We start from the raw sequence: 20,959 nt of genomic DNA, 5'->3' as shown, positions 1-20,959 counted from the left end.
ATCAACATCACTTTTCGATTGCAGGCTGCCAGAGCGCCATGGGCGCGTCAAGCCGCAAACCAAGCGGTTGATCGGCGGCGCGGGCCAGGATCGCGGCGAGGCTGTCGAGCCCGGCGGCGCGGGCCATCGCCTCGCCTGCGCTCCACAGCCCGTAGGACGAGGATTCGCTCTGGCGACGCCAGTCGCGCACGCGCAAACCCTTCGCGACGCCCTTCTCGCGTTCGAGCCAGGCAATCGCCTCCGGCTCACCGCCGATCTCGTCGACCAGCTTGAGCGCGGCGGCCTGCCGGCCGCTATGGACGCGACCGTCGGAGACGACCGCGATCTCGGGCTCGCCCAGCTTGCGGCGCTCGCGCACCAGCCGCTTGAACCATTCGTAATTGTCGTCGACGACGCGCTGGAGCGCCGCGCGCGCCTCCGGCGAGGTCGGCTCGAAGCCGTTCGGCGCGGCCTTGAGCGGGCTCGACTTGATCTCCTCGACCTTCACACCGACGGTGCCCAGGAGCTGGGCGACATTCGGGATCTGGAAGAGTACGCCGATCGAGCCCACGAGCGAGGTCTGGCGAGCGACGATCCGATCCGAGCCGATCGCGGCGATGTAGCCGCCGGAGGCCGCGAGCCCATCGACGACGGTAACCATCGGCTTCTTCGCGGCGAGCCTGCGCAGGGCGTCGTAGAGCGCCTCGGAGCCGCTGACGGTTCCGCCGGGGCTGTCGACCCGGACCAGCACGGCAGCGGCGCGGCTGTCCTCGAGCGACTTAACCAGTTCGAGCGTGCGGCGGTCGCCGGAGATGAAGCCGGAGATGGTGACGCGGGCGATATGGGCTTGGCTGAGCGAGCCCGGTGTCCGCCCCGTCCAGGCCAGGCCCGCGACCACAGCCGCACCGAGAACGCCGACCGCGGCAAGAAGGCGCCAGAGCGTGACCTTGCGGCGCAGATTGCGGCGGTCCGCGAGCAGATCGGCATCAGACGACATCTGGGCGCTCCTGACGGCTCAGAGCAAAAGATCATGACGAAGCCCAAAAACGAAGGCTCGTCTTCGGCACCATGCTCCGGGGCCCGTGGTTTAGCCTCGCGACGGAGCAGGAGCAAGGCAAAGCACGGCATTCAGGCCGCGACGCTGGCGCGTGTCCTGTCGAGCGCCAGAAGCGCGAGCCCGCTCGCGACCGAACGGAAGGCATCGCCGATATGGATGCGCCCAGCGCCGAAACGACGGTCGAACAGCGCCCGCACGGCCGGCACATGCGAGGTGCCACCGGTCATGAACACGGCTTCGATCGATCCGGCCGCGACCCCGGCCTCGGCCAGCGCCTTGTCGAGCTCGGTTTCGATCGCGCCGACGTCGCCCGCGATCCAGCCATCGAAATCGGCGCGGGTGATCTTGCGTTCGATCGCGACATCCATCTGGTTGAAGCGCAGGATGGTCTCGTCCGCCCCCGAAAGCGCGATCTTGGCGGCGGAGACCGCGCGATAGAGTTCGTAGCCGAGATCGTACTCGATCACGGTCAGCAGATCCTCGAGCTTGCCCGGCTCGACCGCGTCGCGGATCAGCGCCTTGAGCTCTGTCATGGTCTCGCGGCTCTTCATCAGCGACAGCCGGTGCCATTGCGCGAAGGCGGCATGATAATGCGCCGGAATCGGCAGCAGTTTCTCGAAGGAGCGGTACTGCGTGCCCTTGCCGAGGCGGGGCGAGACTGCATGCTCGATGATGCGGTAATCGAAGGTGTCTCCGGCGACGCCGACGCCGGAATGCGAGAGCGGGATCGCCTCCAGCCGCCCTGCCCCGCCGGGCTCGAAGCGCATCACCGAGAAGTCGCTCGTGCCGCCACCGAAATCCGCGACCAGCATGGTCTGCGGCGTCTTCAGGTCGCGGGCGTACCAGTAGGCGGCGCCGAGCGGCTCATAGGCGAAATCGACCTGCGGCATGCCCGCCTTCGCATAGGAGGAGCGAAGCCGGCCGAGCGCCAGATCCTCGTCCGGGCGCTCGCCGGCAAAGACAACGGGGCGCCCCGAAACCAGCGGCGTATCGGCGAGGCCGTCGAGCCCGACCGAAAGATCCGACAGGAAGACGCCGATCAGGTCCTCGAGCTTGAAGAGCTTGCCAAAGAGCCGCGTCTCCTGGAAGGCGCGGCTGGAGAGATGGGTCTTGAGCGATTGCAGGAAGCGGTGCTCGGTCGTCATGCCCAAGGCCATGTCGAGCGCATCGGGACCGCTGACATGGGCGATCGATGTCTGCGGCGGGCGCCCCTCGCGCCAGAACATCAGCGCCGAGCGATAGGCATCGACCGCGCCCTGCTTCGTGGCGAAGGAACGGGTCGTGACCGAGCCATTGGCATTGGCCAGCGCGACGACGCTGTTGGTGGTGCCGAAATCGATGCCGATCGCCGCGGTGGTCATGGTGTTCGCTTTCTTTTTGGTGCCCATCCCCGCTGCCCTCATCAGAATGAAGGCAGAGGTATCTGCCGAAACAAAAGCCCGCGCGGATTTCTCCGCGCGGGCTGTCTTGGATATCCGGCCGCCGAGGCGGCCGAAACCTCACTTCTTCTCGGTCGTCGCCTTCTTGAGGGCGGCGCCCAGGATGTCGCCGAGCGAGGCGCCGGAGTCGGCGGAGCCGAACTGAGCCATTGCCTCCTTCTCCTCGGCCATCTCCAGGGCCTTGATCGAGACCTGGATCTTGCGCGCCTTCTTGTCGAACAGGATGACGCGGGCATCGACCTTCTCGCCGGCCGCGAAGCGCTCGGGGCGCTGCTCGGAACGGTCGCGCGCGATTTCGGCGCGCTTGATGAAGGTGGTCATGTCGGTGCCGGCGATCTTGACGTCGAGACCGGCTTCCTTGACCTCGATCACCTCACAGGTGACGACCTGGCCCTTCTTGAACTCGCCGGCATCCACGAAGGGATCGCCGCCGAGCTGCTTCAGGCCGAGCGAGATACGCTCCTTCTCGACGTCCACATCGAGAACGACAGCCTGCAGCATGTCGCCCTTCTTGTATTCCTCGATGACCTGCTCGCCCGGACGGTTCCAGTCGAGATCCGAGAGATGGATCATGCCGTCGATGTCGCCTTCGAGGCCCAGGAACAGGCCGAACTCGGTCTTGTTCTTGACCTCGCCCTCAACGATCGAGCCGCTAGGGTGCTGCTCGGCGAAGACCTCCCACGGATTGCGGAGGGTCTGCTTGAGGCCGAGCGAGATACGGCGCTTGACCTGGTCGACCTCGAGGATCGCAACGTCGACTTCCTGAGAGGTCGAGACGATCTTGCCGGGGTGGACGTTCTTCTTGGTCCAGGACATCTCGGAGACGTGGATGAGGCCTTCGATGCCCGGCTCCACTTCGACGAAGGCGCCGTAGTCCGTGATGTTGGTGACGCGACCCTTGAGGCGCGCACCGACGGGGTAACGGGCGGCGATGCCATCCCACGGATCGGCCAGCAGCTGCTTGATGCCGAGCGAGATGCGGTGCGTGTCCTGGTTGATCTTGATGATCTTGACCTTGACCGTCTGGCCGATGGTTACGACCTCGGACGGGTGGTTCACGCGGCGCCAGGCCATGTCGGTGACGTGCAGCAGGCCGTCGATGCCGCCGAGGTCAACGAACGCACCATATTCGGTGATGTTCTTGACGACGCCGTCGATGACCTGGCCCTCTTCGAGCGAGGCGACCAGCTCGGAGCGAGCCTCGGCGCGGGTCTCTTCGAGGACCGTGCGGCGCGACACGACGATGTTGCCGCGGCGGCGATCCATCTTGAGGATCTCGAAGGGCTGCGGCTGGCCCATCAGCGGGCCGACGTCGCGGATCGGACGGATGTCGACCTGCGAACGCGGCAGGAAGGCCACGGCGCCGTCGAGATCGACGGTGTAACCACCCTTGACGGTGTTGAAGATGACGCCCGAGACCTTCTCGCGAGCCTCGAAGGCCTTCTCGAGCTTGACCCAGCTCTCCTCGCGGCGAGCCTTGTCGCGCGAGATGACGGCTTCGCCGAGCGCGTTTTCGATCCGGTCCAGATAGACCTCGACCTCGTCGCCGACCTTGATGTCCTGGTCACGGCCGGGGCCGTTGAATTCCTTGAGCGCGACGCGCCCTTCCGTCTTCAGGCCGACATCGATGATCGCCATGTCCTTTTCGATGGCGACGACGAGGCCCTTGATGACGGAACCTTCGAGGGCTTCGTTCTGGCCGAAGGATTCCTCGAGAAGGGCGGCGAAATCCTCGCGGCCCGCATAGCTTTCTACAGCTGACATGTATTCTCCTGACGCCGGCCACGTATCCCGCGGATGTCCGGCAAGCGCCCGATTGGGTTGGTGTTGCAGGCCGGATGCTGCCGTCGGCGCCTCTCCACGAGGCTTGTCGCCAGACCCACGCCTTACGGCGCCGGGCAAGGCGAACGGCGCTAGGCCGCCGGCTCCACATCCGCATCCGAACGATACGCGCCAAGCACGAAACGGGAGCAGGTCGAGCGACCGCCCCCGGCTGTGATCGATCACGGCCCTTCAGACAGGCGCGATGTAGGCGAAAACAGGCCTTAGAGCAAGGGGAGAACGCCGGCCCGGGCCTTGCGGAGTCCTGCGGTGATCGCGATCCTTAAAACAGCCCGCACTCATCGACGCCCTGGTGGCACGCGAGGAGCCGACCATGACCGACGAGCCCGAAACACCCGTCGACACCAAGCTGACGAGAACCAAGCAGGCCTGGGCACGTACGGGCAAGTTCCTGACCGGGCGCGTGGCGCGGCCGGAGAGCGAGCGGCTGCCGCCCGGCCAGCATCTCGTCAAGGACTGGCCGGTGCTCGATCTCGGGCTGCAGCCGGAGATCGCGCTGTCCAGCTGGACGCTCGACATCGACGGTGCGGTCGAACAGCCCCAGCACTGGCGCTGGGCGGACTTGATGGCGCAGGCGCAGGCGAGCGAGGTCTCCGACATCCACTGCGTCACGACCTGGTCGCGCTACGACAACCGCTGGGAGGGCGTTTCGACGCGAACCCTGCTTGATCTGGTCCACCCGAAGCCGGAGGCCGGCTTCGTCGTGCTGCATTCCTATGACGGCTACACCACGAACCTGACGCTGGAGGATTTCGCCAGCGAGGACGCCATCCTGGCCCATCGCTGGGAGGGCAAGCCGATCCCGACAGAGCATGGCGGGCCGCTGCGCCTCGTGCTGCCGAAGCTCTATTTCTGGAAGAGTGCGAAATGGCTGAAGCGGATCGAATTCACGCTCGCCAACCAGCCGGGCTTCTGGGAGGTCCGCGGCTATCACGACCGCGGCGACCCGTGGCAGGAAGAACGCTACAGCGAGGATTGAGGCGCGGCGGACAGCCTCGCCCGCTCGACTTCCCCAACGTCGCCCTTCATGCAAGGTTGCGCGCCGGGTTTCGCCTGCGCTTGAGGAGCACGCCATGGGCTGGGTTGTCTTGGGGCTGATCGCCGCCGTCGCCATCTATCTGGTCATGACCTATAACGGCCTCGTCGCGATGCGACAGCGGGTCAACCAGGCCTTCGCCGATATCGACGTGCAGCTCAAGCAGCGCCACGACCTCATTCCCAATCTGGTCGAGACCGTGAAGGGCTACGCCACCCATGAAAAGAGCACGCTCGATGCGGTGATCGCCGCGCGCAACGCCGCGCAGGGCGCCGGCACCGTGCATGACAAGGCTGCCGCCGAGCAGCAGCTTTCGGGCGCTGTCGGCCGGCTGCTGGCTCTGGGCGAGGCCTATCCCGACCTCAAGGCAAGCGCGAACTTCCAGCAGCTCCAGGTCGATCTCGGCAATGTCGAGGACAAGCTCGCGGCTGCCCGGCGCTTCTTCAACAACGCCGTCAGCGAGTTCAACGCCGCGATCCAGGCCTTCCCGGCGGTGTTCTTCGCGCCGCAGATGGGATTCACCCAGCGCGAATTCTTCGATGTCGGCGAGACCGTTCGGGGACAGATCGAGGTCGCGCCGAGCGTGAAGTTCTAAGCGCCGGTCGCGGGCGACGAACGGGGCGGCGGCGATGGTGGGCCAGGCTTTCGGGCTTTACACCCATATGCGCAACAACCGCATCAGGTCGGGCTTTCTGATCGCGGGGCTGTTCGCGCTGGTCTATCTGACGGTGTGGGGGCTGCTCCTGGTCTTCTATGGCTATGGCGGCGTGCCACGCGGGAGAACCGCCTTCGGCGAGGCTGGGCGGCAATTTTGGGCCATGCTGCCGTTCACCACGCTCGCAGCCGGCGCCTGGGTCTTCATCGGCTTTCGCGTCAATGTCGGGCTGATCGGCGCGATGGCGGGCGCGACGGGACTCGCGCGCGACGACAATCCCAAGCTCTACCGCATGCTCGAGAACCTCTGCATCTCGCGCGGGCTGAGTGTGCCCAAGCTCGCCATCGTCGAGAGCGAGGCGCTCAACGCCTTCGCCAGCGGCGTCAACGACAAGCAGTTCACGGTGACCGTGACGAGCGGCCTCCTGTCGCATCTTAACGATGCCGAGGTCGAGGCCGTGCTCGCGCATGAGCTGACCCATATCCGCAATGGCGACGTCAGGCTGATGATCATCGCCGTGGTCATCGCCGGCATCGTCTCGCTGGTCGGCGAGATGGTGTTCCGGGGCCTCGGACGCAGCCGCATCAGGCTTTCTTCCGACGATTCGAAGAAAGGCAGCGCGATCGCGCTCCTGATCGGCTTCGCCGTGATCGCGCTGTCTTGGTTCCTGGCCGTCCTGATCCGGCTGTCGCTGTCGCGTTCGCGCGAATATCTCGCCGATGCGGGAGCCGTCGAGTTGACCAAGAACCCGGATGCGATGATCTCCGCGCTGCTCAAGATCGCCGGCCGCGCCGATATCGAAGGCGTGCCGTCCGGCGTGATGGACATGTGTTTCGAGAACGATCCGGACGACTTCGCCGACCTGTTCTCGACCCACCCGTCGGTGACCAAGCGCGTGCAGGCGCTGGTCGAAACCGCCGGGGGGCGCATGCCTGCCATGCCGCCCCACCCGCCCCGCGTCGCGGAGCGGCAGGATCTGCAGACGATGGTCGAGGAATCGGCCGCGCATATCGACCCGGCCGCACGTGGCCCGTGGGCGCGACCGCCCGGAGGCGGCAGCGCAAGCCCCTAGATGGGCATCCCATCATGGGTAAGACATCGCCCGGTGACTGTGCCCACGACCTAGCGTTAACTTTCCCTTAGGGAAGAGGGAGGTGGACGATGAAGAACCTGACGGCATTCCTGCTCGGCTCGCTCATGCTCGCGGCGGCGCCGCATACCGCCATTGCGCAAGAGGGGTGCAAGATGGCGCAGAGTTCCTGCTCACAGTTGAACGCGAGCTGCGAACAGAAATGTCAGGGCGCGAGCAACAATCCGAGCGGCTGCATCGCCCGCTCATGTTCGACGACGTTCAATACATGCAAGGCGAACGGCGTCTGGAAGGCGCCCGGCAGCCCCGGATGCTGGAAGACGAACAACCGAAGCTGAGGCCACCGGCGCCGACCGCGGTCTCCGGCGCCCTCAGCGGCCGTGCCGGGACCAGTCGAGCGCCTCTTCGAGCCGGTCGTCGCCCCAGAACAGTTCGCCATCCTCGGTAACGAAGGTCGGGCCGCCGAAGATGCCTAGCGACTTGGCGTACTCGATCTCTGCTCGCAGTCTCCCTTTGACCTCCTCGCTGCGCGAGGCGGGAAAGGCGATGCCGGGATCGGCCCCCGCCTCCTTCAACGCCGCGCTGAGCACCGCCTCCTCGGCGATGTTGCGGCCCTCGCCGAAGCCGGCGCGGAACAGCGCCTTGGAAAAGGCCGGCAGCCAGCCCGCCTCGCGCCCTGCCAGAGCGAGCCGGGCCGCGATCAGCGAGTTCTGCGGGAAGGTCTCGGGCTTGACGAGACTAAGGCCGTTGCGGCCCGCGCGGCGCTCGACGTCGCGCCACATGTAACGCCCCTTGCTCGGATAGAGCGCGAAAGGCGAGGTCGACCAGCCCTGGGCGGCGAAGATCGGCCCTAGCAAGAACGGCCGCCAGCGCAGGTTCACCCCGGCTGCCTCGGCGAGCGGTTCGATCCTCAGCGCGCTCAGGAACGAATAGGGCGATGCGAACTCATACCAGAAGTCCAGAACAGGACGATTCGGCATTCAGCCTCCGAGTCGGTCGTCTAGGTTTCAAGTCGCGCATCCAGAGCCTGAGCCTCCCGATGCGCGACCGCAAGGTGCGGAGGATGTCCACGCGCCATCCGACCGGCGTCATCAACACCGATCCATCACACGAAGACGCGACATCGATCAGAAGGTTCCGATTGCGTCGCCTACGGGGCTGGGATAGTGCGCCATTGCGTTCGAAAAGCGGCCCGCGAGACCGGATTGGCGCAGCAGCAGGAAGATGACAGAAATGACCGAGAAAAGCGTGAAGAAGGTCGTGCTCGCCTATTCCGGCGGCTTGGATACCTCGATCATCCTGAAGTGGCTGCAGACCACCTATGGCTGCGAGGTCATCACCTTCACCGCCGATCTCGGCCAGGGCGAGGAACTCGGCCCGGCGCGCGACAAAGCGCTGCTGCTCGGCATCAAGCCGGAGAACATCTTCATCGAGGACCTGCGCGAAGAGTTCGTGCGCGACTACGTCTTCCCGATGTTCCGGGCGAATGCCGCCTATGAGGGCGTCTATCTACTGGGCACCTCGATCGCCCGCCCGCTGATCGGCAAGAAGCTGATCGAGATCGCCGAAAAGGTCGGCGCCGATGCCGTCTCGCATGGTGCCACCGGCAAGGGCAACGACCAGGTCCGCTTCGAGTTGACCGCCTATGCGCTGAAGCCCGACGTCGTCGTGATCGCGCCCTGGCGCGAGTGGGACCTGCGCTCGCGCGAGCAACTGATCGCCTTCGCCGAGCAGCACCAGATTCCGATCGCCAAGGACAAGCGCGGCGAGGCGCCCTTCTCGGTCGACGCGAACCTGCTGCACGCCTCCTCCGAGGGCAAGGTCCTGGAGGATCCGGCGCAGGAAGTGCCGGATTACGTCTATTCGCGCACGATCTCGCCGGAGGATGCGCCGGACAAGCCGACCTATATCACGATCGATTTCGAGACCGGCGACGCGACCGCCATCGACGGCGTGAAGATGTCGCCCGCGACCCTGCTGGCGAAACTGAACGATCTCGGCCGCGACAACGGTATCGGCCGGCTCGACCTGGTCGAGAACCGCTTCGTCGGGATGAAGTCGCGCGGCATGTACGAGACGCCCGGCGGCACGATCCTGCACACCGCCCACCGCGCCATCGAGTCGATCACGCTCGATCGCGGCGCGGCCCATCTCAAGGACCAGATCATGCCGCAATATGCGGAGTTGATCTATAACGGCTTCTGGTTCTCGCCCGAGCGCGAGATGCTGCAGGCGCTGATCGACAAGAGCCAGGAGTTCGTCACCGGCCAGGTCCGCCTCAAGCTCTACAAGGGTGGCGTCCACGTCGTCGGCCGTTCCAGCCCCTATTCGCTCTACGATCAGGATCTCGTGACCTTCGAGGAAGGCGCCGTCGCCTATGACCACCGTGACGCGGCCGGCTTCATCAAGCTGAACGCGCTGCGCCTGCGCACGCTCGGCCAGCGCAAGAAGAAGCTCGGCCTCTGAGCGAGGCTTCCGGACTTCGACGTCTCGATCACGGGCCGCCCCTCAGGCGGCCCTTTTCGTTTCCGCCCGCGTCTGCAGCACGGTCGGGAAATGCGCCTCCGCCCACTCGACGAGGCCGAGCAGCGGGCCGGCGAAGCTGCGCCCGAGCGGCGTCAGCGAATAGGTCACGCTCGGTGGAACGGTGGGCTGGACGTCGCGATGGACGAGGCCATCCGCCTCCAGGGTCCGCAGGGTCTGCGTCAGCATCCGCTTGGAGATGTCCGGGATCTGGCGGTGCAGCGCGCTGAAGCGCCTGGGGCCGGCCGCGAGGCTGCAGATCAGAAGGGTCGACCAGCGGTCGCCGATCTTGTCCAGCAGCCCGCGGACCGGGCAACTGTCCGGGTCGAGTTGCAGCGTCTGCCAGAGTTCGAATTTGGCGCCGAGCGCCTCGCAGGCATCCATCGGGTTCCTCCACGGTAACCTGGTGACACGAAAGTGCCGTCTTCCGCCGGCCTCTCGTAGTCTCTATCTGAGACCGAGTTACCACATGAGACCGGAGTTTCCCATGTCCAATCCCCTTTATGCCGTCACCGGCGCCAGCGGCCAGCTCGGCCGCCTCGTCGTCGCGGCTGTGGCCGCGCGCGTCGGCGCCTCCGCCGTGGCGGCCATCGTCCGCGATCCCGCGAAGGCCGCCGGGCTGTTCCCCGAGGGCGTCGTGGTCCGGAAGGGCGACTACGATCAGCCTCAGGAGCTGGCCACCGCTTTCGCGGGCATCGAGCGGCTTTTGCTGATCTCGTCGAACGCCGTCGGCCAGCGCACCCCCCAGCACCGCAACGCGATTTCGGCCGCCAAGCTGGCCAGCGTATCGCGGATCGCCTATACGAGCGTGCTGCGCGCGGACACCTCGCCGCTGGGCCTCGCCGCGGAGCATCGCGAGACCGAGGCGGCCATCGCCGAATCCGGACTGCCGCACAGCTTCCTGCGCAATGGCTGGTACACGGAAAACTACACAGCCTCGATCCCGCCCGCCCTGGCGCACGGCGCCTTCATCGGCAGCGCCGGCCAGGGTCGCATCGCGAGCGCCGCCCGCATCGACTATGCCGAGGCGGCGGCGGTCGCGCTTGTCTCCGACGAAGGCCCGCGGGTCGTGCATGAACTCGCCGGAGACAGCTCCTATTCGCTGGCGGAATTCGCTGCCGAGCTGTCGCGCCAGACCGGCAAGACGATCCCCTATGTCGACATGCCCGAAGCGCAGTATGCGGCCGCGCTCCTGGGCGCCGGCCTGCCGGAGGGTTTCGCGGCTCTGATCGCCGAGTCCGATGCGGCGGCGGCCAAGGGCGCCCTCGACGACGAGACGCGGACGCTGTCGCGCCTGATCGGGCGTCCGACGACGCCCTTCGCGAGGACGATCGCGGACGCGCTGCGCGACTGAGCGAACCAATCGGCCTCTCGGGCGTTGGAAGGCACCCGCCCCCGAGAGGTCACGCCATGATCCGCCTGTTTCCGACCACCCTGCTTGCCGGTGCCCTGCTCGCCGCGACGGCGCAGGCCCAGACAGCGGGGCCGACCTCCGGCGCACCGGCCGAGAAGCCGGCCTCGCCCGCCGTCGCGCTCTGCAAGAATGCGGCGCTCAGCACGCTCTCGGCCCGTGAGCCCGACATCAAGGACATCTATGTCGACGAGGACGGCGCGACCATCGCCGTCTCGGAGACGAAGGTCGAGGACACGCCGGTCACGCGCATCATCATGGCCGAGGCCTATCTGCGGACCGACCGTTCCGACAAGCCGCGCCGCTTCCTCTGCCTGCTGGGCGAGAAGGACAAGGTGCTGCTGACCTTCTTCACCGCGCGATAGGAAAGGTCAGGGCTGGTCGACGACCCGCGTCGCCGGGCGGTCGCGGCCATCGGCCACCTCCTCGTGCCACTGGCCGTTTTCGTCCTGGTAGACGATCCCGTCCGTCTGGCCGGCGAGCGTCTGGCGCGCGGCGGCAGCCGTCGCCGCCTTCAGCGCGGCGTCATGGGACCGGAAGGTTTCCGACAAGGCCGCGCCGACCTTGTAGGCCCAGCCGCCGTCATGCTCGACGATTTCATACCTGACCGTGACCATCGCGTTCTCCCTGCTTGAGCAGAGAACCGCGGTGCGCGCCGACGGTTCCGCTACTCGGCATTGCCGGCGTCGGCGGCACGCAGACCATCGAGCGCTGGCATCGAGGTGATATGGTAGCCGGCATCGACATGGTGGATGTCACCGGTGACGCCACCGGAGAGGTCCGAGAGATAATATAGCGCCGAACCACCGATCTCCTCCAGAGAAACGGACTTGCGCAGGGGCGAATTGGCGCGCTGCCAGGAATACATCGCGCGCGCATCGGAGATGCCGGCGCCGGCGAGCGTCCGCACCGGCCCGGGTGAGAGCGCGTTGACGCGGATGCCGCGCGGGCCGAAATCGCCCGCGAGATAGCGCACGCTCGCTTCCAGAGCCGCCTTGGCGACGCCCATGACGTTGTAGTTCGGCATGATCCTGGTCGAACCGCCATAGGTCAGCGTGATCATGCTGCCGCCCTTGGGCATGCGCTCGGCCGCGCGCTTCGCCGCCTCGGTGAAGGAGAAGCAGGAGATCACCATGGTGCGTGAGAAGTTGTCGCGGCTGGTGTCGGCATAGAGCCCCTTGAGCTCGTTCTTGTCGGAGAAACCGATGGCATGGACGATAAAGTCCAACGTGTTCCGCTCGGGATCGCCGCCCCAGGCCTCGTCGATCGCGGCGAAGGCCGCATCGACCGTCGCGATATCCTCGACATCGCAGGGGATGACGAGCTTCGAGCCGACGCTTGCGGCCAGCGGCTTCACCCGCTTGCCGAGCGCATCGCCCTGATAGGTGAAGGCCATCTCGGCGCCATGGGCGTGGAGCGTCTTGGCAATGCCCCAGGCGATCGAATTCTGGTTGGCGACGCCCATGACGAGGCCGCGCTTGTTGTGCATCAGAGGGAGCATGGGGACCGTTCGATTCTATTGTCAGGAGGCGGACAGAGCGGAAGGCAAGTCGGTTTGGCCGAAATCATTGCCCTTGAACAAAATGCGCGCGTCTCGCGACGCAGTGCTGGCATAGGCGAAGCAGTCGCCCATATTGAGGGCGGCTGGATGCCGCCCTTTTCCAAAGCGCTCGAACGCAGCGAGAGCCAGCGCGGCCTGATCGTCGTCGATCGCCAAAATGCTGATCGCCATGCGTCGTAGAAGCTGCCTTACATCCGTTTGGGCAATGGAGACCGGCACCGCGGCCATGCGGGCCACCGCAAGAGACGCCTCATAAACGGCAATGGGCGATGTAAAGGCATCGTCGCCCTGATCGAGAGCCGATGCCAGTTTCGCAGCCTCCGGTTCGGCAAGAATGAAAGCGACGATGGCCGTCGCATCGACGAAGATCATTCGTCACCCGACAGACAATCGTAGAATGACTTGTCCGCTTTCAGGCCCGTCCTGGGGTAGGATGCGACGCGTTCCTGAATATCTCTGATCCGCTCCAGCATCGGGCGTTTGTCTTCGTCCATCCTGGCGAGTTCGCCCTGGACTGCATCGCGTACGGCCTCGGTCAGGCTGACGCCCCTTCGGGCTGCCAGATCCCGTACCGCCCGATCGGTCTGCTCGTCGCGAATATGGAATGCCAAGCCCGCCTCCTTCGTCTAGACGAACACAATAATCGTCTAGACGCCACCCGTCACGCTACAGGTGCTTCTTGACCGCCGCCGCCGTGTCCTTGGACGAGGCCAGCGGCACGATCTCGAAGCGGGCGAGATCGCCCCAGGCGAGAACCCATTCCTGCAGCTTGGTGACGTCGTCGCATTGCATCACCTGGAAGCAGCGCGCGAAGTCGGCGGAGATCCAGCTGTCGACATAGGTCAGGCCGTCCGGCATCATCCGGCCCTTCTCGTGGAAGCGGGCGTAGATCTCCTTCACCCGCGCCTGGTCGAAATGCTCGATCACCATGAAGAGCATCGTCGCGTCCTCAGGCTTCGAGCTTCTTCATCACGATGGTGGCGTTGGTGCCGCCAAAGCCGAAGGAGTTGGAGAGCACGCAGCCCAAGCCCGCATTGTCGATGCGCTTGCGCACGATCGGCATGTCGGCGAAGGCCGGGTCGAGTTCATCGATATGGGCGCTCTCGCAGATGAAGTCGTTATTCAGCATCAGCAGCGAGTAGATCGCCTCCTGCACGCCGGTGGCGCCGAGCGAATGGCCGGTGAGCGACTTGGTGGCCGAGATCGGCGGGCTCTTCTCGCCGGCGCCGAAGACCTCGCGGATCGCCTCGATCTCCTTGGCGTCGCCCACCGGGGTCGAGGTGCCGTGCGGGTTGATGTAGTCGACCTTCGCCTTGACGCCTTCGAGCGCCATCTTCATGCAGCGCACCGCGCCTTCCCCCGAGGGGGCGACCATATCGTAACCGTCCGAGGTCGCGCCATAGCCGACGATCTCGCCATAGATCTTCGCACCGCGCGCCCTGGCGTGCTCGAGTTCCTCGAGCACGACGACACCGGCCCCGCCGGCGATGACGAAGCCGTCGCGGTTGACGTCATAGGCGCGCGAAGCCCGTGCCGCCGCCTCGTTGTAGTCGGTCGACATCGCGCCCATGGCGTCGAACAGCACCGAGAGCGTCCAGTCCAGCTCCTCGCAGCCGCCGGCGAAGATCACGTCCTGCTTGCCCCACTGGATCAGCTCATAGGCATTGCCGATGCAGTGGTTCGAGGTCGCACAGGCCGAGGAGATCGAATAGTTGACGCCCTTGATCTTGAACCAGGTCGCCAGCGTCGCCGAGGCGGTCGAGGACATGCCCTTGGGCACAGCGAAGGGGCCGACCTTCTTGGAGGAGCCGCTCTCGCGCGCCTTGTCGTAAGCGTCGATCAAGGCGCGAGTGGACGGACCGCCCGAGCCCATGATGATACCGGTCCGGTCATGGCTGATCTCGGCCGGCTCGAGCCCGGAATCGAGGATCGCCTGCTCCATCGCGACCTGGTTCCAAGCCGAACCGCCACCATGGAAGCGCATGGCGCGCCGGTCGAGCACGGTCGCGGGGTCGAGCGAGGGCACGCCGGCTACCTGGCTGCGGAAACCATGCTCGGCAAATTCGGGCATGAAGGAGATGCCGGATTTCGCCTCATGCAGGGAGGAGAGCACTTCCTGCGTATTGTTGCCGATCGATGAGACGATGCCCATCCCGGTGACCACCACGCGTCTCATGCTTTTGACTCCGGCTGCTATTGGGCGCTGGCGGGCCCTTGACGGCTCCGGCGCTTCGATATCGTTCCCGCGCAAATGGACCGCGCGGACCAGGGACGCAAGGTCGCGCCGCTGCTTTTTCCTAGAGCATCGCGTGGAAAAGTGGGAACCGGTTTTCCACGTCAGCGATGCTCATCTCCAAATGGACGGTCACGCTTTCACATCGGGCGGTCGGCCCGATGTAGCGTGACCTATGCCGCTTCAGGCTTGAACAGGCCGACACGCATGTCGCTGACCGTATAGATGCGCTTTCCATCCGCCTCGAGCCAGCCATCGGCGATGCCGAGCACCAGCTTCGACTTGAAGACGCGCTTGAACTCAACGCCATAGACGACCTGCTTGACCGACGGCAGCACCTGGTCGGCGAACTTGACCTCGCCGACCCCGAGCGCGCGGCCACGGCCGGGAAGGCCGAGCCAGCCGAGGAAGAAGCCGGTGAGCTGCCAGAGCGCATCCAGCCCGAGGCAGCCCGGCATCACCGGATCGCCCTTGAAGTGGCAATCGAAGAACCAGAGATCGGGCTTGATATCGAACTCGGCGCGAACAAAGCCCTTGCCGTGGGGGCCGCCATCTTCCGCGATTTCGGTGATGCGGTCGAACATCAGCATCGGCGGCAGCGGCAGTTGCGCATTGCCCGGCCCGAACAGCTCCCCGCGACCACAGGCGAGGATCTCCTCGTAGCTGAAAGACGATTGCCGCTGCATAACCCAGTCCGCTCCATTCCGGCCGCTGCCAGCGGCGATCTCAGCGCAGTGCCTAACACGCCGCCGTGGCGAAACGAAAGGGCGGGGATGGAGCCCTTTTCGGGATGCGTGCGCCCGCACGGACCGGCAAAGCTTGCGAGCACAGGCCTGAAGCCTTACATCAAATCTAAACAAGCGCCTGCGCCACCGTCGGCGCAACCATTCGAGAAAGGCCCGGCCTGGAGCGATGAGCGATCTGATTTCCCAGAACGAGGGCTATGGATCGACCGTACGGAAGGGCTGCCCGTTCCACGACATCCGTGAGCGGCTGCGGCGCGTGGGCCTGCGCCCGACGCGCCAGCGCGTCTCGCTCGGCTGGGTCCTGTTCGCCCGGGGCGACCGGCACATCAGTGCCGAGATGCTCTATGAAGAGGCGATGAAGGAGAAGATCCCGGTCTCGCTGGCGACGATCTACAACACGCTGCACCAGTTCACACAGGCCGGCCTGCTGCGCGAGCTGGCGATCGACGGGGCCAAGACCTTCTTCGACACCGACAGCAGCGAACACCATCACTTCGTCGTCGACGGCGAGAACACGGTGATCGACATCCCGGCCGAGGCCGTCGATGTCGCAGCGCTGCCGGAGCCACCGGCCGGCTACGAGATCGCCCGCGTCGATGTCGTGGTGCGCCTGCGCAAGATCGCGGACGCTCCCGAGCAGGCGAACTGAGCGCCCGCCAAGGCATTGCGGGCGCCATGGCGCCCTGCCGCCTCAGTCGACCTTTTCGTTGGGATAGACACCCCAAAGCCGGTCCTGCCGGAGATAGCCTTGCGTGTTCGCGACGCTGATCCGGCACCATGAATTGGCGCAGGCGGCGACATTGGCGATGACGCCGGGCTGCAGGCGCGCCACCACGGCCGAACCTTCATCAGCCTCCTTACGCAAGGTGAAGGTCTCGTCCTTGACCTTGGACCAGGGTGCGATCAGCGCCGTGCGGCGGCCGGAGAGCAGGCTGTGCAGGACCCAGCCTTCCGAGCCGTCGGCGTCGCGCACGCGCCGCCATGTCTCGAATTCCGCGACGATCTCCACCGGCAGTCCGGCACGCTGATAGACCCAGCGGGTGCGGTGTTCCTTGGACGGACCCTCGCGCAGGTTCACGCGATCGGTCTTCAGGCTGACATAGCGCGGCACCGGCAACCCCGTGACGGACCCCGCCTGCATGTCCTGAGCCTGTGCGCCCGCTCCCGCCTGCGCCACCAGCAGCGCCAGCCCGGCCAGAACGCCACGTCTCGACAAGCCCACCATCAATCCGGTCTCCATTCCGCCATCGCCGCAAATCGCATCGAGCCCCCGGCGAAGGGCCATGTTGTCATCCGCCGCCACGCCACTTAGAGATCGGGCGAAGCCGAGCGATCACGCCGTCCTCATTCCTGAAGCCCCGCGGTTAATGAGGGGTTGAGGCCAAAAGGCGGCGAGCGCGACCGAAGCGGAGGGGGAGCCGTCCATGACGAAGAAAAAGCCGCTGGTCGTCGTCACGCGCAAGCTGCCTGCCGTGGTCGAGACGCGCATGCGCGAATTGTTCGACGCGCGTCTCAATGTCGACGACAAGCCGATGAGCCAGGCCGCGCTGGTCGAGGCGGTCAAGACCGCCGACGTGCTGGTGCCGACGATCACGGACAAGATCGACGCCGCGCTGATCGCACAGGCCGGCGATCAGCTCAGGCTCATCGCGAATTTCGGCAACGGCGTCGACAATATCGACGTGGCCAGCGCTGTGCAGCGCGGCATCACCGTGACGAATACGCCTGGCGTCCTGACCGACGACACCGCCGACATGACGATCGCGCTGATCCTGGCGGTGGCGCGGCGCATCGCCGAGGGCGCTCGCGTTATTCCGGACGACGAATGGGACGGCTGGTCGCCGACCTGGATGCTCGGCCGCCGCATCACCGGCAAGCGGCTGGGCATCGTCGGGATGGGCCGCATCGGCCAGGCCGTGGCGCGCCGCGCCGCCGCCTTCGGCCTCTCGATCCACTATCACAACCGCCGCCGCCTCGATTCGCGCATCGAGGAGAAGCTCGACGCGACCTACTGGGATTCGCTCGACCAGATGCTGGCGCGGATGGACATCGTCTCGGTCAACTGCCCGCATACGCCGGCGACCTATCACCTGCTCTCGGCCCGGCGCCTGAAGCTGATGAAGCCCGACGCCATTCTGGTGAACACCGCGCGCGGCGAGATCGTCGACGAGACAGCGCTGTCGCGCATGCTGGAAGCGGGCGAACTCGCCGGGGCGGGGCTCGACGTGTTCGAGAGCGAACCCGCCGTCAATCCACGCCTGCTCAAGCTCGCGCGCCATCACCGCGTCGTGGTGCTGCCCCATATGGGCTCGGCGACGCATGAGGGCCGCGCCGACATGGGCGAGAAGGTCATCGTCAACATCAAGACCTTCATGGACGGCCACAAGCCGCCGGACCGCGTGCTGCCCAGTATGCTCTGAGACGTCAGGCTGCTGCGCGCAGCCCCGCGACCACGTCCGGCCAACGCGCGAAATCATCGATGACAGCCAACGCGCCGGCCTCCGCCAGCCGCGCGGTACTGCGTTGCCTGTCATGCGAGACGCCGGTGAAGCCGACGACCTGCATACCGGCCGCCCGCGCCGCCAGCACGCCCGGCACGGAATCCTCGATCACCAGGCAGTCCTGTGGCCGCACAGCCATCTCCGCGGCCGCATGCAGGAAGACGTCGGGATGGGGCTTGCCGCGCGCGACCTGCGAGGCGGAGAAGATGTGCGGATCGAACAGGTCGATCAGCCCGGTGATCGCGAGATTGCGCCGCAGCGGCGCGAGGCTCGTCGAGGAGGCGACGCAGCGGCGGCCTCCGATGGCATCGAGCGCCTCGCGCACGCCCGGCAGGGCGCGCAGTTCGGTTTCGAGTCGCAGCGCGACCGCATCCTCGATCTTCTGTTCGAAATCGGCGGGCAGCGCCCGGCCATGCGCAGCTTCGATGATCTTGACGCCATCGGACCAGGGGATGCCGACGATGCTGTCGACATAATGGTCGAGCGTCCACCCGGTCAGGCCGAGCGCATGGCAGGCCGCGAGGCTGACCTCGCCATAGAGCGTCTCGGTGTCGATCAGCGTGCCGTCGCAATCATAGATGACGAGATCGGGCATGGCCGCGTTAACCTGTCCAGCGGCGTCAGCCGGCGCGGGCGGTGTCGAACTGCCCGGTCTTGCGGAAGCGCCAGAGATAGGACGGCACGACGGCCTCGGCCGAAACCGGGGCGATGCCGAGCGCCTCGAAGCTGCGGCCCTCCGCGACGGCTGTCTGCGAAACGACATTGTCGCTCTCGAGCAGGGTCACCTGATCGCGCGTCAGCATCAGCGCCCCCGGCAGGAGCCCGAGCGTCAGCGTATTGACGATCTCGAGGATGCGCGCCTGTATCCGCGCCAGCGGGAAGGGCAGCGAGACGAGCAGCGGCTTGCGATCCGTGACCGTGCAAATATAGGCGACGAGCTCGCGGAAGCTCTTCACCTCCGGCCCGCCGAGCTCATAGACCCCGCCGGCAACGCCGCCATCGACGGCGCGCGCGACCGCTTCCGCGACATCGCCGACGAAGACCGGCTGGAATTTGGTCTCGCCGCCGCCGACCAGCGGCAACACCGGCAGCATGCGCGCCAGCGAGGCGAAGCGATTGAAGAAGCCATCCTCCGGTCCAAACATGATGGAGGGACGCAGAATGACGGAGCCGGGCACCGCAGTCTGCACCGCCGCCTCGCCTTCGGCCTTGCTGCGGGCATAGAGCGAGCGCGAATCGGGTGCAGCACCGATGGCCGAGACATGCACCACACGGCCAATGCCCGCGGCCGCGCAGGCTTGGGCCACGGCGCGCGCACCATTGGCCTGCACGCTCGCGAAGCTCTGTCGCCCGCCTTCCTGGAGGATGCCCACCAGATTGACGACCGCGTCCGCGCCCTTGACCGCCGCCGCGACCGAAGCCGGATAGCGCAGATTGGCCTGGACGGCATGGATCTGGCCGACAGTTCCGAGCGGCTGCAGGAAGCCGGCAAGGTCGGGCCGGCGCACGGCGACGCGGACACGATAGCCGCGCTTCACAAGCGCCCGCACGACGTGACGGCCGGCGAAGCCGGAGCCGCCGAAAACCGTGACGAGTTGCTGGCTCGGAAGGGGCAGATCATTCGCCATTGTCGGCTGGCCTCGCGCACGATGGATTGGAAGCCTCCTAAAGCATTTCACCCCGCTCTGGAAAGACGTTTGGCGCGCAGCCGACACGACGCGCTTCGGGCGGACTGGGCACCTGCCCGCGCCTTGGGCAGTCGAAGCCGAGGAAAGAGGCACAATAAAAGGAAAAACCCCAGCATTTCGACGAGAAACCTTGAATGTTCCTCTTATGTCCGGGCCAAACTTAACCCGGCCTTCAGTTACACCCCGTAAAACGCATGGAATCTATCTATGGCCTACGCCGGGGGTGTATGATGAAGTCAATTCGGGACAAGATCCTCGGTCTGATAGGTATTGTCGCCATCGGAGCCGTCATCGCGCTCGCAGGAGCGCTCGTCGGCATTTCCGCGCTGGAAACGACGAACAAGCGCGTGGCCGACCAGGGCGACATCACGCTGGCCACGGAACGCCTGAACGTCGCCGTCAATCAGCTCAGCGAGGATTCCCGCCTCGCCTATATGGCGCGCAACCCCAACGAGGCGAAGAATGCCGCCACCGCGATCGAGAAGGGGCTGAGTCGCGTCGACGAGCGGCTTAAGATCTTCCTTGCGACCGTTCCCGCCAGCGAGCGCGAGCGGACCGACAAGATCAGCAAGCTGGTCGCCGATTTCGCCACGACCCGCGCCGAAACCGCTCGGCTCGCTTTGGAAGTATCCGGCCGCGCCGCCGATGCCTGGGGCAACAGCGAGGCCAGCCGGCGCAACCGGACGGTGCTGATCGAGGAGCTCTCCGCGTTCAGCCGCTTCAACGAGGAGGCGGGTGAGGCGTCCTCGGCAGAGGCGGCGGCCTTTACGAGCAAGCTGCGCGTCCTGCTGCCGGTCGCCCTGCTCGTGCTGCTGGGGCTCTCGATCGCAGGCGCCGTGGCCTTTTCGCGGCGTGCCATCATCAAGCCGCTGCTCGATCTCGGCGCCGTGATGGATCGGCTGACGGCTGGTGACAACGCTGTCGAGGTGCCGCACACGACGCGCAGCGACGAGATCGGCGGCATGGCGCGGGCCGTCGCCGTGCTCCGAGAGAGCAGCGAAAAGGTCGCGATGCTACAGCAGCAGGAACAGGCCGCTGCGGCCGCTCGCCTCGCCCGGGCGCAGTCGATGGAGGCGGTCGTGACGGATGTCGGCGAGGTCGTGTCTGCTGCGGCGGCGGGGGATTTCTCGGCGCGTCTGCAGATCGAGCAGGCCGACGAGCAGATGCAGAAGCTGGTCGCCGGGATCAACGAGATCAA

Annotated in this window: 25 protein-coding genes; 10 read left to right on the top strand and 15 right to left on the bottom strand. The window is 66.0% G+C overall.

The window, feature by feature from the left end:
* Positions 1-7: 7 nt before the first annotated feature.
* From sppA to rpsA, 3 genes are all read right to left on the bottom strand, one after another.
* The gene (sppA, locus tag AC1RMY_RS24010; protein WP_492868886.1) at positions 8-976 is read right to left on the bottom strand and encodes a signal peptide peptidase SppA; all 969 of its coding nucleotides are present in this window, start codon (positions 974-976) and stop codon (positions 8-10) included.
* A gap of 131 nt (positions 977-1,107) precedes the next feature.
* Positions 1,108-2,397, bottom strand: coding sequence for an Hsp70 family protein (locus AC1RMY_RS24005; RefSeq protein WP_492868884.1), 1,290 nt, complete (start codon positions 2,395-2,397; stop codon positions 1,108-1,110).
* Between the two features lie 138 nt (positions 2,398-2,535).
* Positions 2,536-4,239 carry a 30S ribosomal protein S1 gene (rpsA, locus tag AC1RMY_RS24000; protein ID WP_492868882.1) on the bottom strand — a complete coding sequence of 568 codons (1,704 nt, stop codon included), beginning with the start codon at positions 4,237-4,239 and terminating at the stop codon, positions 2,536-2,538.
* 391 nt (positions 4,240-4,630) lie between these two features.
* Here rpsA and AC1RMY_RS23995 point away from each other — a divergent pair, with 391 nt between their 5' ends.
* The 4 genes from AC1RMY_RS23995 to AC1RMY_RS23980 all read left to right on the top strand — a co-directional run bounded on the left by AC1RMY_RS23995 (position 4,631) and on the right by AC1RMY_RS23980 (position 7,436).
* A complete protein-coding gene (locus AC1RMY_RS23995; RefSeq protein ID WP_492868880.1) occupies positions 4,631-5,296 on the top strand; it encodes a sulfite oxidase-like oxidoreductase in 666 nt (221 codons plus the stop codon).
* A gap of 94 nt (positions 5,297-5,390) precedes the next feature.
* Positions 5,391-5,948 (top strand): LemA family protein, encoded by a 558-nt coding sequence (locus tag AC1RMY_RS23990; protein WP_492868878.1) that lies wholly within the window; start codon positions 5,391-5,393, stop codon positions 5,946-5,948.
* A gap of 34 nt (positions 5,949-5,982) precedes the next feature.
* A complete protein-coding gene (locus AC1RMY_RS23985) occupies positions 5,983-7,080 on the top strand; it encodes a M48 family metallopeptidase (RefSeq protein WP_492868876.1) in 1,098 nt (365 codons plus the stop codon).
* Between the two features lie 89 nt (positions 7,081-7,169).
* Positions 7,170-7,436, top strand: coding sequence for a hypothetical protein (locus AC1RMY_RS23980; protein ID WP_492868874.1), 267 nt, complete (start codon positions 7,170-7,172; stop codon positions 7,434-7,436).
* 33 nt (positions 7,437-7,469) lie between these two features.
* On the opposite strand, the gene AC1RMY_RS23975 is transcribed toward AC1RMY_RS23980, so the two are convergent.
* Positions 7,470-8,078: a 2-hydroxychromene-2-carboxylate isomerase gene (locus AC1RMY_RS23975; RefSeq protein ID WP_492868872.1), complete on the bottom strand. Its 609-nt coding sequence runs from the start codon at positions 8,076-8,078 to the stop codon at positions 7,470-7,472.
* A 253-nt stretch (positions 8,079-8,331) separates the two neighbouring features.
* Between AC1RMY_RS23975 and AC1RMY_RS23970 the strand changes: the two genes are divergently transcribed.
* On the top strand, positions 8,332-9,564 hold the full coding sequence (locus AC1RMY_RS23970; protein WP_492868871.1) for an argininosuccinate synthase: 1,233 nt from the start codon (positions 8,332-8,334) through the stop codon (positions 9,562-9,564).
* A gap of 42 nt (positions 9,565-9,606) precedes the next feature.
* Here the strand turns inward: AC1RMY_RS23970 and AC1RMY_RS23965 are convergent, their stop codons facing one another.
* Positions 9,607-10,005, bottom strand: coding sequence for a winged helix-turn-helix transcriptional regulator (locus AC1RMY_RS23965; RefSeq protein ID WP_492868869.1), 399 nt, complete (start codon positions 10,003-10,005; stop codon positions 9,607-9,609).
* Positions 10,006-10,108: 103 nt separating this feature from the next.
* Between AC1RMY_RS23965 and AC1RMY_RS23960 the strand changes: the two genes are divergently transcribed.
* Together AC1RMY_RS23960 and AC1RMY_RS23955 are read left to right on the top strand one after the other, a co-directional pair.
* Entirely contained in the window at positions 10,109-10,975 is an 867-nt protein-coding gene (locus tag AC1RMY_RS23960) for an SDR family oxidoreductase (RefSeq protein WP_492868867.1), read from the top strand.
* Positions 10,976-11,031: 56 nt separating this feature from the next.
* A complete protein-coding gene (locus AC1RMY_RS23955; RefSeq protein ID WP_492868865.1) occupies positions 11,032-11,397 on the top strand; it encodes a hypothetical protein in 366 nt (121 codons plus the stop codon).
* Positions 11,398-11,403: 6 nt separating this feature from the next.
* Here the strand turns inward: AC1RMY_RS23955 and AC1RMY_RS23950 are convergent, their stop codons facing one another.
* The 7 genes from AC1RMY_RS23950 to fabA form a co-directional block, all read right to left on the bottom strand.
* A complete protein-coding gene (locus AC1RMY_RS23950; protein ID WP_492868863.1) occupies positions 11,404-11,649 on the bottom strand; it encodes a DUF2188 domain-containing protein in 246 nt (81 codons plus the stop codon).
* Positions 11,650-11,699: 50 nt separating this feature from the next.
* The gene (fabI, locus tag AC1RMY_RS23945; protein WP_492868861.1) at positions 11,700-12,533 is read right to left on the bottom strand and encodes an enoyl-ACP reductase FabI; all 834 of its coding nucleotides are present in this window, start codon (positions 12,531-12,533) and stop codon (positions 11,700-11,702) included.
* Positions 12,534-12,554: 21 nt separating this feature from the next.
* The gene (locus AC1RMY_RS23940) at positions 12,555-12,965 is read right to left on the bottom strand and encodes a type II toxin-antitoxin system VapC family toxin (protein ID WP_492868859.1); all 411 of its coding nucleotides are present in this window, start codon (positions 12,963-12,965) and stop codon (positions 12,555-12,557) included.
* The gene (locus AC1RMY_RS23935) at positions 12,962-13,204 is read right to left on the bottom strand and encodes a type II toxin-antitoxin system VapB family antitoxin (protein ID WP_492868857.1); all 243 of its coding nucleotides are present in this window, start codon (positions 13,202-13,204) and stop codon (positions 12,962-12,964) included. Before AC1RMY_RS23935 ends, AC1RMY_RS23940 begins: the two co-directional genes overlap by 4 nt.
* Before the next feature lie 55 nt (positions 13,205-13,259).
* Positions 13,260-13,532 carry a DUF3303 domain-containing protein gene (locus AC1RMY_RS23930; RefSeq protein ID WP_066719640.1) on the bottom strand — a complete coding sequence of 91 codons (273 nt, stop codon included), beginning with the start codon at positions 13,530-13,532 and terminating at the stop codon, positions 13,260-13,262.
* Positions 13,533-13,542: 10 nt separating this feature from the next.
* Positions 13,543-14,769: a beta-ketoacyl-ACP synthase I gene (fabB, locus tag AC1RMY_RS23925; RefSeq protein WP_492868855.1), complete on the bottom strand. Its 1,227-nt coding sequence runs from the start codon at positions 14,767-14,769 to the stop codon at positions 13,543-13,545.
* Positions 14,770-14,999: 230 nt separating this feature from the next.
* Positions 15,000-15,512: a 3-hydroxyacyl-[acyl-carrier-protein] dehydratase FabA gene (gene fabA, locus AC1RMY_RS23920; protein ID WP_492868854.1), complete on the bottom strand. Its 513-nt coding sequence runs from the start codon at positions 15,510-15,512 to the stop codon at positions 15,000-15,002.
* A gap of 226 nt (positions 15,513-15,738) precedes the next feature.
* On the opposite strand from fabA, the gene irr reads away from it, so the two are divergent.
* Positions 15,739-16,221, top strand: coding sequence for a Fur family transcriptional regulator Irr (gene irr / locus AC1RMY_RS23915; protein WP_492868852.1), 483 nt, complete (start codon positions 15,739-15,741; stop codon positions 16,219-16,221).
* Positions 16,222-16,263: 42 nt separating this feature from the next.
* Here irr and AC1RMY_RS23910 read toward each other — a convergent pair whose 3' ends face one another.
* Complete coding sequence (locus tag AC1RMY_RS23910; RefSeq protein ID WP_492868963.1) at positions 16,264-16,812, bottom strand: SH3 domain-containing protein; 549 nt, start codon at positions 16,810-16,812, stop codon at positions 16,264-16,266.
* Between the two features lie 184 nt (positions 16,813-16,996).
* Here AC1RMY_RS23910 and AC1RMY_RS23905 point away from each other — a divergent pair, with 184 nt between their 5' ends.
* Positions 16,997-17,992, top strand: a complete 996-nt coding sequence (locus tag AC1RMY_RS23905; RefSeq protein WP_492868850.1) for a 2-hydroxyacid dehydrogenase — start codon at positions 16,997-16,999, stop codon at positions 17,990-17,992.
* Positions 17,993-17,996: 4 nt separating this feature from the next.
* Here the strand turns inward: AC1RMY_RS23905 and AC1RMY_RS23900 are convergent, their stop codons facing one another.
* Both AC1RMY_RS23900 and AC1RMY_RS23895 read right to left on the bottom strand, forming a co-directional pair.
* Positions 17,997-18,668 (bottom strand): HAD family hydrolase, encoded by a 672-nt coding sequence (locus AC1RMY_RS23900; protein WP_492868849.1) that lies wholly within the window; start codon positions 18,666-18,668, stop codon positions 17,997-17,999.
* A 25-nt stretch (positions 18,669-18,693) separates the two neighbouring features.
* Positions 18,694-19,701 (bottom strand): complex I NDUFA9 subunit family protein, encoded by a 1,008-nt coding sequence (locus AC1RMY_RS23895; protein ID WP_492868848.1) that lies wholly within the window; start codon positions 19,699-19,701, stop codon positions 18,694-18,696.
* 290 nt (positions 19,702-19,991) lie between these two features.
* Between AC1RMY_RS23895 and AC1RMY_RS23890 the strand changes: the two genes are divergently transcribed.
* Positions 19,992-20,959: HAMP domain-containing protein (locus tag AC1RMY_RS23890; protein ID WP_492868846.1), on the top strand; the 968-nt coding region annotated here is incomplete at its 3' end.

The sequence above is a fragment of the Allobosea sp. GW822-FHT03F07 genome, from assembly GCF_058801345.1.
Note: the sequence above shows the minus strand (reverse complement) of the source record. Positions and strands in the feature narration are given on the sequence as shown.

Excerpts from the sequence above, each read along its gene's own strand:
- sppA (WP_492868886.1), bottom strand. The coding sequence starts at position 976 with ATGTCGTCTGATGCCGATCTGCTCGCGGACCGCCGCAATCTGCGCCGC.
- AC1RMY_RS24005 (WP_492868884.1), bottom strand. The coding sequence starts at position 2,397 with ATGACCACCGCGGCGATCGGCATCGATTTCGGCACCACCAACAGCGTC.
- rpsA (WP_492868882.1), bottom strand. The coding sequence starts at position 4,239 with ATGTCAGCTGTAGAAAGCTATGCGGGCCGCGAGGATTTCGCCGCCCTT.
- AC1RMY_RS23995 (WP_492868880.1), top strand. The coding sequence starts at position 4,631 with ATGACCGACGAGCCCGAAACACCCGTCGACACCAAGCTGACGAGAACC.
- AC1RMY_RS23990 (WP_492868878.1), top strand. The coding sequence starts at position 5,391 with ATGGGCTGGGTTGTCTTGGGGCTGATCGCCGCCGTCGCCATCTATCTG.
- AC1RMY_RS23985 (WP_492868876.1), top strand. The coding sequence starts at position 5,983 with ATGGTGGGCCAGGCTTTCGGGCTTTACACCCATATGCGCAACAACCGC.
- AC1RMY_RS23980 (WP_492868874.1), top strand. The coding sequence starts at position 7,170 with ATGAAGAACCTGACGGCATTCCTGCTCGGCTCGCTCATGCTCGCGGCG.
- AC1RMY_RS23975 (WP_492868872.1), bottom strand. The coding sequence starts at position 8,078 with ATGCCGAATCGTCCTGTTCTGGACTTCTGGTATGAGTTCGCATCGCCC.
- AC1RMY_RS23970 (WP_492868871.1), top strand. The coding sequence starts at position 8,332 with ATGACCGAGAAAAGCGTGAAGAAGGTCGTGCTCGCCTATTCCGGCGGC.
- AC1RMY_RS23965 (WP_492868869.1), bottom strand. The coding sequence starts at position 10,005 with ATGGATGCCTGCGAGGCGCTCGGCGCCAAATTCGAACTCTGGCAGACG.
- AC1RMY_RS23960 (WP_492868867.1), top strand. The coding sequence starts at position 10,109 with ATGTCCAATCCCCTTTATGCCGTCACCGGCGCCAGCGGCCAGCTCGGC.
- AC1RMY_RS23955 (WP_492868865.1), top strand. The coding sequence starts at position 11,032 with ATGATCCGCCTGTTTCCGACCACCCTGCTTGCCGGTGCCCTGCTCGCC.
- AC1RMY_RS23950 (WP_492868863.1), bottom strand. The coding sequence starts at position 11,649 with ATGGTCACGGTCAGGTATGAAATCGTCGAGCATGACGGCGGCTGGGCC.
- fabI (WP_492868861.1), bottom strand. The coding sequence starts at position 12,533 with ATGCTCCCTCTGATGCACAACAAGCGCGGCCTCGTCATGGGCGTCGCC.
- AC1RMY_RS23940 (WP_492868859.1), bottom strand. The coding sequence starts at position 12,965 with ATGATCTTCGTCGATGCGACGGCCATCGTCGCTTTCATTCTTGCCGAA.
- AC1RMY_RS23930 (WP_066719640.1), bottom strand. The coding sequence starts at position 13,532 with ATGCTCTTCATGGTGATCGAGCATTTCGACCAGGCGCGGGTGAAGGAG.
- fabB (WP_492868855.1), bottom strand. The coding sequence starts at position 14,769 with ATGAGACGCGTGGTGGTCACCGGGATGGGCATCGTCTCATCGATCGGC.
- fabA (WP_492868854.1), bottom strand. The coding sequence starts at position 15,512 with ATGCAGCGGCAATCGTCTTTCAGCTACGAGGAGATCCTCGCCTGTGGT.
- irr (WP_492868852.1), top strand. The coding sequence starts at position 15,739 with ATGAGCGATCTGATTTCCCAGAACGAGGGCTATGGATCGACCGTACGG.
- AC1RMY_RS23910 (WP_492868963.1), bottom strand. The coding sequence starts at position 16,812 with ATGGAGACCGGATTGATGGTGGGCTTGTCGAGACGTGGCGTTCTGGCC.
- AC1RMY_RS23905 (WP_492868850.1), top strand. The coding sequence starts at position 16,997 with ATGACGAAGAAAAAGCCGCTGGTCGTCGTCACGCGCAAGCTGCCTGCC.
- AC1RMY_RS23900 (WP_492868849.1), bottom strand. The coding sequence starts at position 18,668 with ATGCCCGATCTCGTCATCTATGATTGCGACGGCACGCTGATCGACACC.
- AC1RMY_RS23895 (WP_492868848.1), bottom strand. The coding sequence starts at position 19,701 with ATGGCGAATGATCTGCCCCTTCCGAGCCAGCAACTCGTCACGGTTTTC.